Consider the following 15,712-nt stretch of genomic DNA (forward strand, 5'->3'; position numbering starts at 1 on the left):
TCGCAGGCAAGCCAGCTCCCACATTTGGATTTTTGTCGGCTGTCAGAGCACATACCGCATGATCGCCACAAAATGCAGCAAACTCCCGCCAATCACAAACAAGTGCCAGATCCCATGGGAATGCCGCAAGCGATCCTCCAGAGCAAAAAAGATGATGCCAACGGTATACAACACCCCACCCGCCGCTAGCCAGGTAAACCCCGCCGTCCCCAATGCAGCGATCAACGGCTTGACCGCCACCAACACAATCCAGCCCATCACCGCATAAATCACGATCGACAGGATGCGCGCCTCGGAACGCGGTTTGATCTCTTGCAAAATGCCAATCACCGCCAGCCCCCACACAATCCCGAACAACGTCCAACCCCAAGGGCCGCGTAGCGTCACCAGGCAAAACGGCGTGTAACTGCCGGCGATCAACAGGTAGATCGAAAAGTGATCGACCTTCTGCATGATCTCTTTCCGCCGCCCACGCACGCTGTGGTACACGGTGGACGCGCTGTACAGCACCAGCAGCGTGACGCCATAGATCGCCACGCTGACAATCTTCCAGGGGCTGCCATCCAGGCTCGCCACCACCAACATCCACACCGCCCCCGCAAAGGCCGCGACCGCGCCGAGCAGGTGGCTCCAGGCGTTGAATCGTTCACCGTGATACATGCGCCACTGACCTCCAAATCCCGTTAGCGATGAGGGGCAAGGGTCTAGCGTTGTGAGGGAGAGTGCAAGGGGCTCGCCAAAGTGTCCCAAAAAGGGACCGATAGGTCCCTTTTTGGGAACGATCAAGTGTTAAGCCGCAGATGAGGGGGAAATCTGCTCCAGCGCTCGATCCACCAACAACTGCCCAAGCTCTGCCATTTGCTGGATCCCGAGCATGATTGCGCGCTGGGAGGTGTCCAGGTCGAAGGCCAGGTTGCAGGTCATGGCGTTGAGGGACGACAGGGTTTCGCTGGCGTTGATCAGCAGGGCTTCGGTGTCTTGGTGAGGGTTGACGGTGAAGAGGTGGGTGGGGGGATTGGGGGTCGGTTTGATCATGATGAAGCTCCTAAACAGTCAGTAAGGAGCGCCACCGTTCGCTTGCACGCGAATGAGGGTGGCGACCGTGCGCAGGTGTGCAAGACCGGGCCTGTTTAGGACACCCAGCAGGTCCGAAGACCTCCTGCGCGCAGCCGCCATAAAGCAGCGAGCACAAAAAACGCCCGTTGGATGGCTGGGCGTTTGTACGCCTAAACAGTTTCGTCGGACTTGCACGTCCGTGTCACCGTTTTTTGCGATGACGGGACGAAGACTAGGCGCGCCGACCGCACGCGACAAGTTCATGCCTGGCCCAAAATCTTGCAGGAAAAATCCGAGGCATCGCCCAACGTCGGCAGACAAGAAGTTTCATACAGCGTTTTAGGGTTGTTGCTAGGAACTGACACTTTTAGCCTCTTTAGCCGAATGCCCAGCGCCATAAGAAGGATCCAGAATGCCCATACACACTCCCCCTCACCCAGGCGAAATCCTGCTTGAAGACGTGATCCCTGCCCTGGGCATCACCATCACCGAAATGGCCCGGCATCTGGGGTTTGCTCGTGAGACGTTTTCAAGGATTTTGCACGGGCGTGCGCCGGTCAGCCCGGACTTGGCGGTGCGGCTGGAACGGGCAGGCGTGAGTACCGGGCAGCTGTGGCTGTCGATGCAGAGTGCTTATGATTTGTGGCAGGCCGAGCATCGGGAACAGCCGGTGATTGAGCGGTTTGCGCGGATTTAGTAGCAGGCACGGTCTCCCAAACACAGAAGATCCACTGTGGGAGCTGGCTTGCCTGCGATAGCAGTGTGTCAGCCAGTGCATCAACATCTGATACACCGCTATCACAGGCAAGCCAGCTCCCACATTCGATCTTCACAGGGTTTGAGATCAGGCCAGGCCGGACTCCACCAACAGCGCTTCCAACCCCAACAAATCCGGCACCTTCGCCACATGCTCCCCCACCTGCACCGCCGCCAGTTCCAGCGCGCACAACGGCACATCCACATAACTCAACTGGCTATCGAGCTTGTACGAGCGCGGAATGCCCTGGATCACCAGCGCAATAAACTTCAACGTCGGCCGCCCACCCAAGGTGTTCAACACCACGATCCGCGAACGCTCCCCCGTCATCACCGCCTCACCGCACACCGCTTCAAAGCTTATCAACGGCAATTGCTGGTCGCGCCAGGTCACTTGGCGCAGGTACCACGGTGGCGCATCGCTGGCCGGTTCGCCGCGCTGGTAGTCGATCAACTCGGCGATGGCGACGTTGGGCAGCACCAAATGACGGTCGGCCAATGGCAGCAGCAGGCCGGTGAGTTGGCTGGTGCGGTGGTCAAGCATGGGACTTGCTCCAGTAGGCGATGCTTTCCAGCAGCACCGACTCTTGGTACGGCTTGCCGAGGTAGTCGTTGACGCCGATGGCCATGGCGCGGTCGCGGTGTTTCTGGCCGGTGCGCGAGGTGATCATGATGATCGGCAGGCGCATCAGGCGCGGGTCGTTGCGCACCTGGATGGCCACTTCGAAGCCGTCCATGCGCGGCATTTCAATGTCGAGCAGCATCAGGTCCGGGGTGTGTTCTTCGAGCACGGCGATGGCGTCGATGCCGTCTTTGGCGGTGAGCACGTTCATGCCATTGCGTTCCAGCAGGCGGCTGGTGACTTTGCGCACCGTCACCGAGTCGTCCACCACCAGCACCAGCAGCGGGCGCTTTTTCAGCGGGTCGTTGAGCACCAGCGGCGCATCCACCGCCTGCGCCGGCAAGGCCGGTTGGCGGGCGCGGATGTGCGCGAGCAAGTCGATGATCAGCACCACGCGGCCATCGCCGAGGATGGTCGCGCCGGACAAGCCCTGCACCGCGGCAAACTGCGGGCCCAGGCCCTTGACCACGATCTCCCGCGTGCCCGCCATGGCATCCACATGCACCGCCACCCGCCGCTCGTTGCACTGCACCAACAGCACCGGCACCGGCTGGTACTGGCCGAGCAGTTTCGGGCGGCCGACGGTGTGCAGCAGGTCGCCCAGGTAAAACAGTTCGTAGCGCTGGCCGGCGTATTCATAACGCGGCGGATCTTGCTGATAGTGCCCAGCCAGCTCATGGGGCATGACCCGCACCAGGCCTTCAATGGTGTTGAGCGGGATCGCGTATTGATCGTCCGCGCACTGCACCATCAACGCGCGATTGACCGACACGGTAAACGGCAAGCGAATGCGAAAGTGCACGCCCACGCCCGGCGTCGACTCGATAAACATCGAGCCACCGAGTTGGCGCACCTCTTCATGCACCACGTCCATACCCACGCCGCGCCCGGAAATCTGCGTGATCTTTTCCGCCGTGGAAAACCCCGGTTGCAGGATGAACTGCAACACATCGCGGTCGCTGATCTCCTGGTCCGGCGCAAGCAAACCGCGCTTGATCGCCTTGCGCCGTACCGCTTCCAGCGGCACACCGGCGCCGTCGTCGCGCATGTCGAAAACGATGTCGCCGCCTTCGTGGGTCAGGTCCAGGGTGATGCGGCCCTTCTCCGGTTTACCCGCCAGCAGGCGCGCATCGCGGGATTCCAGGCCGTGGTCAACCGCATTGCGCAGCATGTGCTCCAACGGCGCCGCCATGCGCTCCAGCACGTTGCGGTCCATCTCGCCTTCGGCGTTGCCGACGATGAATTCCACGTCTTTGCCCAACTCACCCGCCACTTGGCGCACGATGCGCTTGAGGCGCGGCAACATGCGTTCGAACGGCACCATGCGCGTGCGCATCAGACCTTCTTGCAACTCGGTGTTGATGCGCGCCTGTTGCTGCAACAGGTCGTGGGCATCGCTGTTGCGCCGGTCGAGGGTGTCCTTGAGGTCGAGCAAGTCGGAAGCGGATTCGGACAACGCCCGGGACAGCTGCTGCAACTGTGAATGGCGGTCCATTTCCAGCGGGTCGAATTCTTCATAACCCAGGCGCTCGGCCTCGGCCTGCTGGCGGCTGAGGATGCGACCCTGGGTTTCCGTATCAAGGCGGCGCAGTTGGTCGCGCATGCGCTCGATGGTGGTTTCCACCTCGCTCAGCGCAATGCGCGCATCGTTGACCTGCTGCTCGATGCGGCCACGGAAGATTGAGGTTTCGCCTGCCAGGTTGACCAGGTCATCCAGCAGCTCGGCGGAGATCTTCACCATGTCGGCCGCAGGATCCACCACCGCCTCCGCCTTGTTCGCCGCCAACGCCACCGGCACCACCGGCTCGGTGCTCGGGTGCACCAGGCTTTTGATGCGTTCGATGAGTTTGTCCACCGAGCCCACCGGCAAGCCATCCGCCACCGCGTCGATCATCTGCGCCAAACGGTCGTGGCAGCCTTGCAGCAGGGCGAACAATTCCGCCGACGGTGCCAGCAAGCCCGCCGACAAGCCTTCGTAGAGAAATTCCAGCTCGTGGGCCAGATCGCCAATCGGCCCGATCTCGACCATGCGCGCGCCACCCTTGAGGGTGTGCAGGTCACGCAGCAGGGTTTCGACTTCCTGGCGGTTGCCCGGTTCGGCCTGCCAGCGCAGCAAGGCGCTGCCGGAGCTGTCGAGGATATCGGCGGCTTCTTCGAGGAAAATATCCAGCAGTTCAGGGTCGGCGCCGGGGCTTTCCACTGCCTGGGCCGCAGCGGCCGGCGGCGTGCTCTGGCGCAACGCCCTCACCTTGGCCACCAGCTCCGCGCTGTCGCTCAGGGGCTGCTGCTGTTGCAGTTCGTCCAGTTGCAAGGCCAGGCGTTCATGGCAAGCCATCAGCACCTGGGACAGCTCGGCGGAGTAACTGTAGCGGCGGTCCACCAAGCCTTCGTAAAGCCCTTCCAGCTCATGGGCCAGCTCGGCCACCGGGGTAATTTCGGCCATGCGTGCGCCGCCCTTGAGGGTGTGCATGTCCCGTTGCAGCGACGACAGCGGCGCGACGCCGTCGGGCTCCAGCAGCCAGCGCTTGAGGGACTGCCCGGCGCTGTCGAGGATGTCCACGGCTTCTTCGAGGAAGATCTCGACGATCTCATCGTCCACCGCCGTGTCCTGGTCCAGCTGCGCCGTGGCGGCGCCCAGTTCGGCGATGCTCAGCGCGCGGCTGCCGTCGCTTTTGACCAGGCCGGTGGCGGACGGGTCGAGGGCTTCGTCCAGTAGCTCGCGCAGGGCTTGCAGGCGTGCCGGCACCGGGCTGATTTCCTGGCCGGCGGCGAGTTGGTCGAGCATGTTGATCAGCGCTTCATGGGCCAGTTCGGCCTCCTGGAAGAAGCGCTCGCTGACCGCCAGGCTGCTCTCTTCCACGGCGCCATACAGGTCGAGCAAGGCTTCGCACAGTTCGTCGATGGCGTGCAGGTCGGCGATGTGCGCGCCCTCCCCCAGCGTGGTCAGCTCATCCAGCAGCGCGGTGAGTTCCTGACGCTCGCCAGGGTGCTGTTGCCAGCGGCGCAACAGGGTTTCGGCGTCGAGCAGGATGTCCATGCCCTGGGCCAGGAAGTTGGCGATCAGTTGCGGGTCGCGCTTGATGCGCAGGCCGGTGTTGGGCGCGTCGAGCAAGGCGGCCAGTTGCTGATCGAGCAGGGCCTGGATGCGCGTGATCAGGTCCGGCGCGCCTTTGATCGGCGCCAGCGGGTCGCGGTCCAAGTGGCGCAAGCCGCGCTGGAAGAGGCCTTCGGCTTCCAGCAGCAACTCCACTTCATCCAGGTCCAGCGGCAGGCGGTGCGCCTTGTATTCGCGGGTCAGGTGATCCAGCGGCCGCGCCAGTTCGGCGATGGGCAACACGCCGGCCATGTACGCACTGCCCTTGAGGGTGTGCAGGGCGCGTTGCAGTTCATCGCTGACTTGCAGCGGCATATGTTCGGCGGCTTGTTGCAGGAAGTGGTTGAGGCTGTCCAGGTGGCTCTGGGCTTCGTTACGGAAGATCTCCAGCAGCATCGGGTCATGGGGTTCGGCGGCCGGCACGGCGGTGCCACTGGCCAGCGCGTGGGCGCGGGCGGCCAGGGCGTCGACTTCGTCGCGCTGGTGTTGGTCGTCGGTGGCAAAGTCGGCGATCAATTCCGGCAGCAGGGCCACCGCCTCATCCAGTACCTGTTGCACCTCTGGGCCAAGGTTCACGCTGCGCTCCAGCACGCGGTTGAGCAGGTTTTCCACGGCCCAGGCCAGCTCCGCCAAGACCAGGGCGCGGACCATGCGGCCGCTGCCTTTCAAGGTGTGGAAGGCTCGGCGCATCTCGCCCAGGGCGGTTTTATCGGCCGCGCTCGCCAGGTGGCGGTGCAGCACGTCAAGGACTTCATCGGTCTCTTCGAGGAACACTTCGCGCAGTTCATCGTCGATGGGTTCTTCGTCGGCCGGTGGCGGCAACAGGCTGCCCGGGCGTTGCAGCGCGGGGGGGTTGAGGCGCGACGTCGGGTTGGCCAGCGCGTCGAACTGCGACTGGCTCGGTGCAGCCTCGGTGGACAACACACCGTCCGGCGCCACCAGCGCTTGGCGCCAGGGTTTTTCCGCCGGCAGGTAACCCAGCGCCGCCAAGGCCTGGGTGGCGGTTTCCAGGACCCGTTCGCCGTCGGCGTCGGGGTCCTGGAGCATGCGTTCGAGGTAGTACTCCAGGCTGCTGATCACGTCGGCGAAATACGCCAGGTCGTCGGCGGACGGCGCCGTGTCATTGAGCATCAGTTCTTCATCGACGTAGTCGGTGCAACCGCGCATCAGGCTCGCCGCCCGTGGCAGCGGGATCATCGCCAACGCGCCGCGCACCTGGCTAAGCAGTTCCGGCAGGGATTCCAGGCGCTGCCTGTCCCAATCGGCTTCCAGGCAGTCGATCACCAGTTCTTTGGCCTGGCGCAGGCATTGGCAGGATTCGCGGATCACCAACTGGTGGATCTGCGTCAGGTCGGTGGTGGGCAAGCGGCTTTCTTCACGGCTTTCCGGCTCGACGGTGCCGACCATCCCCGCCAGCGTCGCTTCGACGTAAAGCAACGCGCCCGCAACGTCCATCAACACGGCGTCGTTGGGTTCGCGTTGGCCCTGGGCCAGGCTCAGCACCACAGCGAGCTGGTCGATGATGACTTTGCGCGGCTGGCCGAAACCCAGCACCGCCAGGGTGTCGGCAATCTGCCGCAACGGCGCGAGCAACGCATCGAGGTCGCTGGTGTGCTGGCGGTCACTGCGCACGAACAGGTCGAGGCGTTCCTTGACCCGCACCAGTTCTTCGCACAAGGCGCCGAGCACCGAGCCCATGGCATTGCGATCCGGCCCGGCCAGCCGCGCGCGCTCGGCGTCCACCACCGCGCTGTCGGGCAAGGCTTCATCCAGGCCGTAGCGTTCCTTGAGGCTTTGCATGCGCGGCGTCGGCCGGGTGACTTTGGCCACGTAGAACAACAGGCTCTTGAGCAACTCATCCGGCGCCGGCTGGTTGATCCCGCCAATGCCCTGGGCCAGCAAACGCTTGAGTTGTTTGTCGCTGGCCTTGAGCAGGCTGCGCAGCGCCGGGCTGTTGGCGATCACGCCGGTGAGCATGCCTTCGACCAGCGCCGAGGTGACTTGCCACAGCGGCAACAACGGCGCGCCCTGGCACAGCGCTTCAAGGCGCGCGAACACCCGCGCCATGTCTTCCAGGTTGCTCGGGCCATGGTCTTCGCGCAGCAACCCGGCGAGGGCTTGTTGCAGCAGTTGGTGCCACTGGCGCAGTTGCGCTTGCAGGTCGGGCGTCGCGCGTTGGGCCAGGGCTTCGTCGGGTAACGGCGCAATCGACAGCAGTTGCGGGCTGAACAGGCTGGTTTCCGACAACAGGCTTTCGCCGCGCGCACTGCGCAGGTCGTTGAGCAGCGGCAGCACCACCAGCGGCAAGTCGCGGCGGGCACTGTGTACGCGGTCAAGGTACAGCGGCAGTTGGCTGAGGGCCTGTTGCAGGAGGCGGATGCTTTCATCGCGCTGGCTGACCTGCCCGGCCTGGAACGCCAGGGCCAGGTGCTCGATCTCTTCGGCCAGCAACGCCGCGCCGTAGAACTCGACCATTTGCAGCGCACCATGCACCTGGTGGATGCCGGCCAGGCACTGGGCGATGACGGCGCTGTCGCCGGTTTCGACAAACGCGTCCAGCGCCGAACGGGCCTGTTTCAGGGTTTCGGCAATGTCGCCCTTGACCCATTCGAGGGCCACGTAGTCGTGCCGATCAACCATAACTGCTCCGCTTAGAATTCGTGGGTTGCTGGTGTGGCCAAGATCTCCAGACAAATGGAGATCAAATGTGGGAGCGGGCTTGCTCGCGAATGCAATCTGTCAGTTGATGTATCCGGCGACTGATACACCGCATTCGCGAGCAAGCCCGCTCCCACATAAGTCCGCGTCCACAGTGGGATCGCATTTCAATGGTCGGCCTGCTTGGCCGGCGGCAAGGTGAACCCCGACACCGACCTGCGCAACTGGCTGGCCATTTTCGCCAGGTTGCCGATGCTCTCGGCAGTGGCCGTCGAGCCCGACGACGTCTGGCTGGTGATCTGCTGGATCACGTTCATGGTCAGGGAAATCTGCCCCGCCGACGAGGTCTGTTGCTGCGCCGCATTGGAGATGCTCTGGATCAGCGCCGCCAGGGTTTTCGACACGCCTTCGATCTCTTCCAGGGCCACGCCGGCGTCTTGCGCCAGCCGTGCGCCGCGCACCACTTCGGTGGTGGTCTGTTCCATGGAGATGACCGCTTCGTTGGTGTCGGCCTGGATCGCCCGCACCAGGGTTTCGATCTGCCGCGTCGCGGCCGATGAGCGTTCGGCCAGGCGCTGCACTTCATCGGCAACCACGGCAAAACCGCGCCCGGCATCCCCGGCCATGCTGGCCTGGATTGCGGCGTTAAGGGCAAGGATGTTGGTCTGGTCGGCGATGTCGTCGATCAGGCTGACGATGTCGCCGATCTCCTGGGACGACTCGCCCAGGCGCTTGATGCGCTTGGCGGTGTCCTGGATCTGCTCGCGAATGTTGTCCATGCCGTGGATGGTGTTGTGCACCACCTCGTTGCCCTTGTTGGCGATCTCCACCGAACGCTCCGCCACCGCCGAGGACTCTGCGGCGTTGGCCGAAACCTGGTCGATGGACTGGGCCATCTGGTTGATCGCCGTAGACGCTTCGGCAATCTGCTGGGCCTGATGCTCCGAGGCCTGGGCCAGGTGCATGGCGGTGGCCTGGGTGTCCTGCACCGCGCCAGCGACCTGGCCAGCGGTGAGGTTGATGGTGGCGACCAGGTCGCGCAGTTGGTCCACGGAATAGTTGATCGAATCGGCGATGGTGCCGGTGAAGTCTTCGGTCACCGAGGCGGTCACGGTGAGGTCGCCGTCGGCGAGATCTTCGATTTCATCCAGCAGGCGCATGATCGCGTTCTGGTTGCGCTCGTTCTTCTCGGCGGTTTCGTGCAACTGACGGTTGGTTTCACGCACCATCACCAGGCCGATCAGGATGATCGAGGCCAGCGCCAGCAAACCCAGGACGTAGCCGCCGATGGTGTCGAAGGTGCGCCCGCTGGCGAGGTTTTCAAAGCCGGTGGCCAGGTGCGAGGCTTCATCGAGCAGGGTTTGCGAGAGGTTGAAGATATTGCTCGCCGAGGCGCGCACCTGGAACAGTTGCGGCGAGGTTTCGAGGATTTCATCCACGGAGCCGGAGACAAACTCGAACAGCTCCGAGATCTCTGCCAGCCGCGCGCGGGCGTCGCGGTCTTCGACCTGGGTGATGCGCAGCCCGGCGTTGCCCTGGAGCATGCCGTTGAGCACCTGGCCGAAGCGGTTGGCGTCGCGGCCAAAGGCGTCGGCGGCCTGCACGGCGGTTTCGTCGCCGGCCAGCACGGTGTTGACCGCGCCGAGGATGCGCTCGGCCAGCAACGATTGGCGCTGGGCCAACGCCACCTGGCTGGCCGGGGCACCGCGTTGCAAGAGGATATCGACGACCTTTTCCGACTCCATCTGCAATTGCGGCACGGTTTCGGCGAGGGTCGCGGCCACTTGGTGCAGGGACAGTACGGTCTGTTCGCTGGCAAGGATCGCGTCGGTGTTTTTCAGCAGCGCTTCCCAGTCGGTCTGCACCGCGCGCATCTCGGCGCGTACCGCACTGGGTGCGGCGGGCAGGCCGGTTTCCGGGTCGCCTTTTTTCAGGTAGCCCCAGCGCTGGGCGAAGTCGTTGCGCGCCTCGCCGAGCAGTTTGAACGCGGCCGCTTTACCGGCTGCGGCTTCGGTGGCGTTCTTGGCGATGCGTTGGGACAACACGCGCAATTCACCGGCGTGGCCGATGTACTGCTTGTCGTAGGTGGACTGGGTGTTGAGGTAGGCGAAGTTGGCGAACAGCAGCATGATGAACACAATCAGCGCGATAAACAGCACGATGATCTGTGAACGGCTGCGCGAGCCGGCCTGGGGTTTGGGCGTGGTAGCGGTGGTCATGCGGCGACATCCATGAAGCCTGGGGCCTGGGCCAGAGCGAAGGGGCTGAAGACCTGCCACAGCTGGTCGCCGTCGAACTGGCCCTGGATAAACGGCGCGCCGGCGCTGGCGTTCGCCAACAGCGCGTCTTGTGCGAAATGCTGCATACCCACCACCTCGTCCACCAACAGCCCGACAAACAGGTCGTTGTATTCCACCACCAGCACACGCCGTTGCTTGCGTGCCTTGGACAGCGCCTGGCCGAGGAACCCACCCAGGTCCATCACCGGCAACAAACGCCCACGCAGGTTAGCCACTCCCTTGACCCAGGCCTTGACCCCGGGCATTAAAGTGCAGCGCGGCTCATGCAGCACTTCGGCCACTTCGCCCATCGGCGCGACAAACCAATGCGCACCCACGCGAAACCCGATGCCGCTCCAACCCTGCTGGCGGGTTTCCTGGGACGGCAGGTCGGCGGCCAACAAGCGGCAGCGGCGGTCGATGTCCAGCAACAGCTCGAAGGCGGTTTGCGACTCGGTCATGATCGCCTGCCGTCAGCCGGCCAGCACCGAGTTCAGGGTCTTGATCAGGGTCTCTTCTTCGACCGGCTTGGTCAGGTAGTCCCGCGCGCCCTGGCGGGTGCCCCAGACCTTGTCGGTTTCCTGGTCCTTGGTGGTGATGATGATCACCGGGATGTGGCTGGTTTCGGCATCCTTGGTCAACTGGCGTGTGGCCTGGAAGCCGTTCAGCCCTGGCATCACGATATCCATCAACACCGCGTCGGGCTTCTGGTCACGGGCCAGGGCCACGCCATCGGCGCCGTTCTCGGCCTTGAGGACCTGGTGGCCATGCTTTTCCAGCATGCTGGTCAATTTGTACATTTCGGTCGGCGAATCGTCGACGATCAGAACACGTGCCATGGTTTTCCCCACTACATTGGTGGACGCCGGCCCTTGTGGGGCGGTGTCAGTGTGCTTGTTCTACTGCGGCGAAGGCAGGCACGTAGGCCTTGATCGCACCCAGCAGTTCTTCCTTGCTGAACGGCTTGGTCAAAAACTGATCGACACCGACGATACGCCCCTTGGCCTTGTCGAACAGGCCGTCCTTGGAGGACAGCATGATCACCGGGATCGACTTGAACGCCGGGTTGTTCTTCACCAGGGCGCAGGTCTGATAGCCATCCAGGCGCGGCATCATGATGTCGACAAAGATAATGTGCGGGTGATGATCAACAATCCGCGCCAGGGCATCGAAACCGTCGATGGCCGTGATGACCTCGCACCCTGCGTTCTTCAACAGGGTTTCGGCGGTGCGGCGGATCGTCTTTGAATCGTCGATCACCATCACTCTCAAGGCGTTGGAATGCTGTTCCATATCTGCTCTACCATCGCCACAGCGAATCGGTTTTCGGTGTGTACTGCCTGATGTTGCACAGGATGAGCGCCGCAAGCCTTGGAATTCAAGGGCTGCTGCGCCGTGGCAGTCTTTTTAGCACAGTCTCCGGGCGCAATCTATCGAGCAACCGGCCAGGTGGTTTTTCCTTGACCCACAACAGCCGCAGCGCCACTCTGACGCCACTTTTATGCGCCCTAATTTGCTAGAGGAAATCCCCCATGAGCGTTCGCGTCGGCATTGTCATGGACCCTATTGCCAGCATTTCCTATAAAAAGGACAGCTCGCTGGCCATGCTCCTGGCCGCCCAGGCCCGCGGCTGGACCCTGTTCTATATGGAGCAGCGCGACCTGTACCAGGGCGACGGCGAGGCCCGCGCACGCATGCGCCCGCTGCAGGTGTTCGCCAACCCTGAAAAGTGGTTCGAACTGCAGGACGAAGTCGACAGCCCGCTGAGCGACCTCGACGTGATCCTGATGCGCAAGGACCCGCCGTTCGACATGGAGTTCGTCTACTCCACCTACCTGCTGGAGCAGGCCGAACGCGCCGGCGTGCTGATCGTCAACAAGCCGCAGAGCCTGCGCGACTGCAATGAAAAGCTGTTCGCCACCCTGTTCCCACAGTGCACGCCGCCGACCGTGGTCAGCCGCCGTGCCGACGTGCTGCGTGAATTTGCCGCCAAACACGGTGATGTGATCCTCAAACCGCTGGACGGCATGGGCGGCACCTCGATCTTCCGTCACCGCGCCGGCGACCCGAACCTGTCGGTGATCCTCGAAACCCTGACTGCCCTGGGCACCCAGCAGATCATGGGCCAGGCCTACCTGCCGGCGATCAAGGACGGCGACAAGCGTATCCTGATGATCGACGGCGAGCCGGTGGATTACTGCCTGGCGCGCATCCCGGCAGCCGGCGAGACCCGGGGCAACCTGGCGGCCGGTGGCCGTGGTGAAGCGCGACCGTTGTCGGACAAGGACCGCTGGATTGCTTCGCAGGTGGGTCCAACCCTGCGGGAAAAGGGACTGCTGTTTGTAGGCCTGGACGTGATCGGTGAGCACCTGACCGAAATCAACGTCACCAGCCCGACCTGCATCCGCGAGATCGACAACGCGTTCGGCACCAATATCGGCGAAATGCTGATGGCCGCCATCGAGCGCAAGCTACAAGCCAAGTGACATAGAACAGCCGGACACAAACCAACATTGCGTTATCATGCGCCACCTGTGAAACGCGCGATGTTGGTTCCTTTGTCATGACACTCCCGTCCGATCTGCCCCCCGAACTCTCCCACAGCGGCGTGCGCCCGGCTGATCGGCTCGGATTTACCCTGTTCCTCGCCGCGTTGATTCACCTGGCCCTGATCCTCGGCATCGGCTTCACCATGGTCGAGCCCAAGCAGATCACCCGAACCCTGGAAATCACCCTCGCCACGTTCAAGAGCGAAAAGGCGCCCGAAAAGGCCGACTTTCTCGCCCAGGACAACCAGCAGGGCAGCGGTACCCTGGACAAGAAAGCGGTGCCCAAGACCACCGAAGTGGCGCCGTTCCAGGACAACAAGGTGAATAAGGTCACCCCGCCGCCGACGCCCAAGCCTGAGGTCCAGCAGGCGGCGCCCAAGGCAACCGTGACCACCGTGGCGCCCAAGCCGCAAAAAGCCGCGACCCAGCCGGAAAAAGCCAAGACAGAGCCCAAACCCGAGCCCGCCAAGCCGGCGCCGACTTTCGACAGTTCGCAGCTGTCCGACCAGATCTCCAGCCTCGAAGCCGAACTGGCCAACGAACAACAGCTCTATGCCAAGCGCCCGCGCATCTACCGCCTGAACGCGGCCTCGACCATGCGCGACAAGGGCGCCTGGTATAAGGACGAATGGCGCAAGAAGGTCGAGCGCATCGGCAACCTCAACTACCCGGACGAAGCCCGTCGCCAGCAGATCTATGGCAATTTGCGCTTGCTGGTGTCGATCAACCGCGATGGTTCGTTATATGAAGTGCAGGTGCTGGAATCGTCCGGCCAACCGCTGCTGGACCAGGCCGCCCAACGCATCGTGCGCCTGGCCGCCCCGTTTGCGCCGTTTACCGGGGACTTGAACGACATCGATCGCCTGGAAATCATCCGCACCTGGAAGTTCGCCAAGGGTGACCGCCTCTCCAGCAACTGAGGCCTCAAGAGCAGCCTTGTTGTGGCGAGGGAGCTTGCTCCCGCTGGGCTGCGAAGCGGCCCCAAAAAATGGGCCTGCTGCGCAGTCCAACGGGAGCAAGCTCCCTCGCCACAGTCATATGCCCACAGATGATCAGACTTGTCAGTTCGCCCCTCCAACGCCACACTAGCGGACATGAAAAACGTCAGCCCGACCTACCTAAAGCACCAATTCCTGATCGCCATGCCCCACATGGCCGACCCGAACTTTGCGCAGACCTTGACCTACATCGTCGAGCACACGGCCAATGGTGCCATGGGGTTGGTGGTGAACCGCCCGCAAGACCTGAACCTGGCGGATATTCTTGAGCAACTGCGCCCTGAGATCGACCCACCGGCCCGTTGCCAGCATGTACCGATCTACATCGGCGGGCCGGTACAGACCGATCGCGGTTTTGTGCTGCACCCCACCGGGCCGAAGTTCCAGGCCACGGTCGACCTTGAGGGTGTGTCGCTGTCCACGTCCCAGGACGTGCTGTTCGCCATCGCCGACGGCGTGGGCCCCGAACAAAGCGTGATCACCCTCGGTTATGCCGGCTGGGAAGCGGGGCAACTGGAAGCGGAACTGGCCAGTAACGCCTGGCTGAGCTGCCCGTTTGACGCCGATATCCTGTTCAACACCCCCGTCGAACTGCGCCTGGAGGCCGCGGCCGCCAAGCTGCGCGTCAACCTCAACCTGCTGACCAGCCAGGCGGGGCACGCCTGATGGCTTTGCGTTTGATCCTCGGGTTTGACTACGGCACCAAACAGATCGGCGTAGCGGTAGGCCAGGTCATCACCGGCCAGGCCCGCGAGCTGTGCACCTTGAAAGCCCAGAACGGCATACCCGACTGGAACCAGGTCGAAGCCCTGATCAAGGAGTGGAAGCCCGACGCCGTGGTGGTCGGCCTGCCCCTGAACATGGACGGCACCCCCAGCGACATGTGCCTGCGCGCCGAAAAATTCGCCCGCCGCCTCAATGGCCGCTACAACCTGCCCTTCTATACCCACGACGAACGCCTCACCACCTTTGAAGCCAAAGGTGAACGCCGCGACCGTGGCGGGCAGAAGGGCAGTTACCGCGACAACCCCGTCGACGCCATCGCCGCCGCCTTGCTGTTGCAGGGTTGGCTGGATGAAAACACCGCTTTATTTGAATCCTGACTGACGCGGCTTGCCGCGTCTTTTTACGTTTGAGCCCGGACCTTGCCTGCGCCTAGGTCCTGAAGGAGCCTGCATGAGCCTGCCGAACCCCGCCGAACTGATCAGCCAGATGGCCACAAGCCTCACGGCCCATCTGCAACACCGCAACATCAGCGAGCCACGCTTCATCGGCATTCGCACCGGCGGTGTGTGGGTCGCCCAGGCATTGCTGCAAGAGTTGGGCAGCGATTCGCCGCTCGGCACCCTAGACGTGTCCTTCTACCGCGACGACTTCAGCCAGAACGGCCTGCACCCGCAAGTACGCCCCTCGGCCCTGCCGTTCGAGATCGAAGGCCAGCACCTGGTGCTGATCGACGACGTGCTGATGAGCGGGCGCACGATCCGCGCCGCCATGAACGAACTGTTCGACTACGGCCGCCCGGCCAGCGTGACGCTGGTCTGCCTGCTGGACCTGGACGCTGGCGAATTGCCGATCAGCCCGGATGTGGTCGGCGCCACGCTGTCGCTTGCCCCCCACCAGCGGGTAAAATTGTCCGGTCCCTCGCCGCTCGAACTCGAACTGCAAGACCTCGCCCTTTAAACCCCTTGTAAAGAGTC

General features: G+C 63.2%; 14 protein-coding genes. 6 read left to right on the plus strand and 8 right to left on the minus strand.

Translation table 11 applies throughout. From position 1 onward, the window contains the following. Positions 1-42: 42 nt before the first annotated feature. Both DBR46_RS18245 and DBR46_RS18250 read right to left on the minus strand, forming a co-directional pair. Positions 43-660, minus strand: coding sequence for a hemolysin III family protein (locus DBR46_RS18245; RefSeq protein WP_124527294.1), 618 nt, complete (start codon positions 658-660; stop codon positions 43-45). 129 nt (positions 661-789) lie between these two features. Beyond that, on the minus strand, positions 790-1,035 hold the full coding sequence (locus DBR46_RS18250; RefSeq protein WP_124527295.1) for a DUF6124 family protein: 246 nt from the start codon (positions 1,033-1,035) through the stop codon (positions 790-792). 433 nt (positions 1,036-1,468) lie between these two features. Here DBR46_RS18250 and DBR46_RS18255 point away from each other — a divergent pair, with 433 nt between their 5' ends. Continuing rightward, positions 1,469-1,753, plus strand: a complete 285-nt coding sequence (locus DBR46_RS18255; protein ID WP_124527296.1) for a HigA family addiction module antitoxin — start codon at positions 1,469-1,471, stop codon at positions 1,751-1,753. A 147-nt stretch (positions 1,754-1,900) separates the two neighbouring features. Here the strand turns inward: DBR46_RS18255 and DBR46_RS18260 are convergent, their stop codons facing one another. The 6 genes from DBR46_RS18260 to pilG form a co-directional block, all read right to left on the minus strand. Next, positions 1,901-2,356: a chemotaxis protein CheW gene (locus DBR46_RS18260; protein WP_124527297.1), complete on the minus strand. Its 456-nt coding sequence runs from the start codon at positions 2,354-2,356 to the stop codon at positions 1,901-1,903. Next, a complete protein-coding gene (locus DBR46_RS18265) occupies positions 2,349-8,168 on the minus strand; it encodes an Hpt domain-containing protein (RefSeq protein ID WP_124527298.1) in 5,820 nt (1,939 codons plus the stop codon). Before DBR46_RS18265 ends, DBR46_RS18260 begins: the two co-directional genes overlap by 8 nt. Positions 8,169-8,353: 185 nt before the next feature. Further along, entirely contained in the window at positions 8,354-10,405 is a 2,052-nt protein-coding gene (locus tag DBR46_RS18270) for a methyl-accepting chemotaxis protein (RefSeq protein WP_124527299.1), read from the minus strand. Next, a complete protein-coding gene (locus tag DBR46_RS18275; protein WP_017739428.1) occupies positions 10,402-10,926 on the minus strand; it encodes a chemotaxis protein CheW in 525 nt (174 codons plus the stop codon). The genes DBR46_RS18270 and DBR46_RS18275 overlap by 4 nt, the downstream gene beginning before the upstream one ends. 12 nt (positions 10,927-10,938) lie before the next feature. Next, positions 10,939-11,304, minus strand: a complete 366-nt coding sequence (gene pilH / locus DBR46_RS18280; protein ID WP_124527300.1) for a twitching motility response regulator PilH — start codon at positions 11,302-11,304, stop codon at positions 10,939-10,941. A 46-nt stretch (positions 11,305-11,350) separates the two neighbouring features. Next, entirely contained in the window at positions 11,351-11,758 is a 408-nt protein-coding gene (gene pilG / locus DBR46_RS18285; RefSeq protein WP_026137140.1) for a twitching motility response regulator PilG, read from the minus strand. A 239-nt stretch (positions 11,759-11,997) separates the two neighbouring features. On the opposite strand from pilG, the gene gshB reads away from it, so the two are divergent. The 5 genes from gshB (at position 11,998) to pyrR (ending at position 15,695) form a co-directional block, all read left to right on the plus strand. Further along, entirely contained in the window at positions 11,998-12,951 is a 954-nt protein-coding gene (gshB, locus tag DBR46_RS18290; protein WP_124527301.1) for a glutathione synthase, read from the plus strand. Positions 12,952-13,028: 77 nt separating this feature from the next. After that, on the plus strand, positions 13,029-13,934 hold the full coding sequence (locus DBR46_RS18295) for an energy transducer TonB (protein WP_124527302.1): 906 nt from the start codon (positions 13,029-13,031) through the stop codon (positions 13,932-13,934). 174 nt (positions 13,935-14,108) lie between these two features. Continuing rightward, positions 14,109-14,678 carry a YqgE/AlgH family protein gene (locus DBR46_RS18305; protein ID WP_124527304.1) on the plus strand — a complete coding sequence of 190 codons (570 nt, stop codon included), beginning with the start codon at positions 14,109-14,111 and terminating at the stop codon, positions 14,676-14,678. Further along, positions 14,678-15,115 (plus strand): Holliday junction resolvase RuvX, encoded by a 438-nt coding sequence (gene ruvX, locus DBR46_RS18310; protein ID WP_005792259.1) that lies wholly within the window; start codon positions 14,678-14,680, stop codon positions 15,113-15,115. Before DBR46_RS18305 ends, ruvX begins: the two co-directional genes overlap by 1 nt. 73 nt (positions 15,116-15,188) lie before the next feature. Then, positions 15,189-15,695 (plus strand): bifunctional pyr operon transcriptional regulator/uracil phosphoribosyltransferase PyrR, encoded by a 507-nt coding sequence (pyrR, locus tag DBR46_RS18315; RefSeq protein WP_124527305.1) that lies wholly within the window; start codon positions 15,189-15,191, stop codon positions 15,693-15,695. Positions 15,696-15,712: the final 17 nt, after the last annotated feature.

The organism is Pseudomonas sp. KBW05 (genome assembly GCF_003852405.1).
GTDB lineage: Bacteria > Pseudomonadota > Gammaproteobacteria > Pseudomonadales > Pseudomonadaceae > Aquipseudomonas.

Excerpts from the sequence above, each read along its gene's own strand:
- DBR46_RS18245 (WP_124527294.1), bottom strand. The coding sequence starts at position 660 with ATGTATCACGGTGAACGATTCAACGCCTGGAGCCACCTGCTCGGCGCG.
- DBR46_RS18250 (WP_124527295.1), bottom strand. The coding sequence starts at position 1,035 with ATGATCAAACCGACCCCCAATCCCCCCACCCACCTCTTCACCGTCAAC.
- DBR46_RS18255 (WP_124527296.1), top strand. The coding sequence starts at position 1,469 with ATGCCCATACACACTCCCCCTCACCCAGGCGAAATCCTGCTTGAAGAC.
- DBR46_RS18260 (WP_124527297.1), bottom strand. The coding sequence starts at position 2,356 with ATGCTTGACCACCGCACCAGCCAACTCACCGGCCTGCTGCTGCCATTG.
- DBR46_RS18265 (WP_124527298.1), bottom strand. The coding sequence starts at position 8,168 with ATGGTTGATCGGCACGACTACGTGGCCCTCGAATGGGTCAAGGGCGAC.
- DBR46_RS18270 (WP_124527299.1), bottom strand. The coding sequence starts at position 10,405 with ATGACCACCGCTACCACGCCCAAACCCCAGGCCGGCTCGCGCAGCCGT.
- DBR46_RS18275 (WP_017739428.1), bottom strand. The coding sequence starts at position 10,926 with ATGACCGAGTCGCAAACCGCCTTCGAGCTGTTGCTGGACATCGACCGC.
- pilH (WP_124527300.1), bottom strand. The coding sequence starts at position 11,304 with ATGGCACGTGTTCTGATCGTCGACGATTCGCCGACCGAAATGTACAAA.
- pilG (WP_026137140.1), bottom strand. The coding sequence starts at position 11,758 with ATGGAACAGCATTCCAACGCCTTGAGAGTGATGGTGATCGACGATTCA.
- gshB (WP_124527301.1), top strand. The coding sequence starts at position 11,998 with ATGAGCGTTCGCGTCGGCATTGTCATGGACCCTATTGCCAGCATTTCC.
- DBR46_RS18295 (WP_124527302.1), top strand. The coding sequence starts at position 13,029 with ATGACACTCCCGTCCGATCTGCCCCCCGAACTCTCCCACAGCGGCGTG.
- DBR46_RS18305 (WP_124527304.1), top strand. The coding sequence starts at position 14,109 with ATGAAAAACGTCAGCCCGACCTACCTAAAGCACCAATTCCTGATCGCC.
- ruvX (WP_005792259.1), top strand. The coding sequence starts at position 14,678 with ATGGCTTTGCGTTTGATCCTCGGGTTTGACTACGGCACCAAACAGATC.
- pyrR (WP_124527305.1), top strand. The coding sequence starts at position 15,189 with ATGAGCCTGCCGAACCCCGCCGAACTGATCAGCCAGATGGCCACAAGC.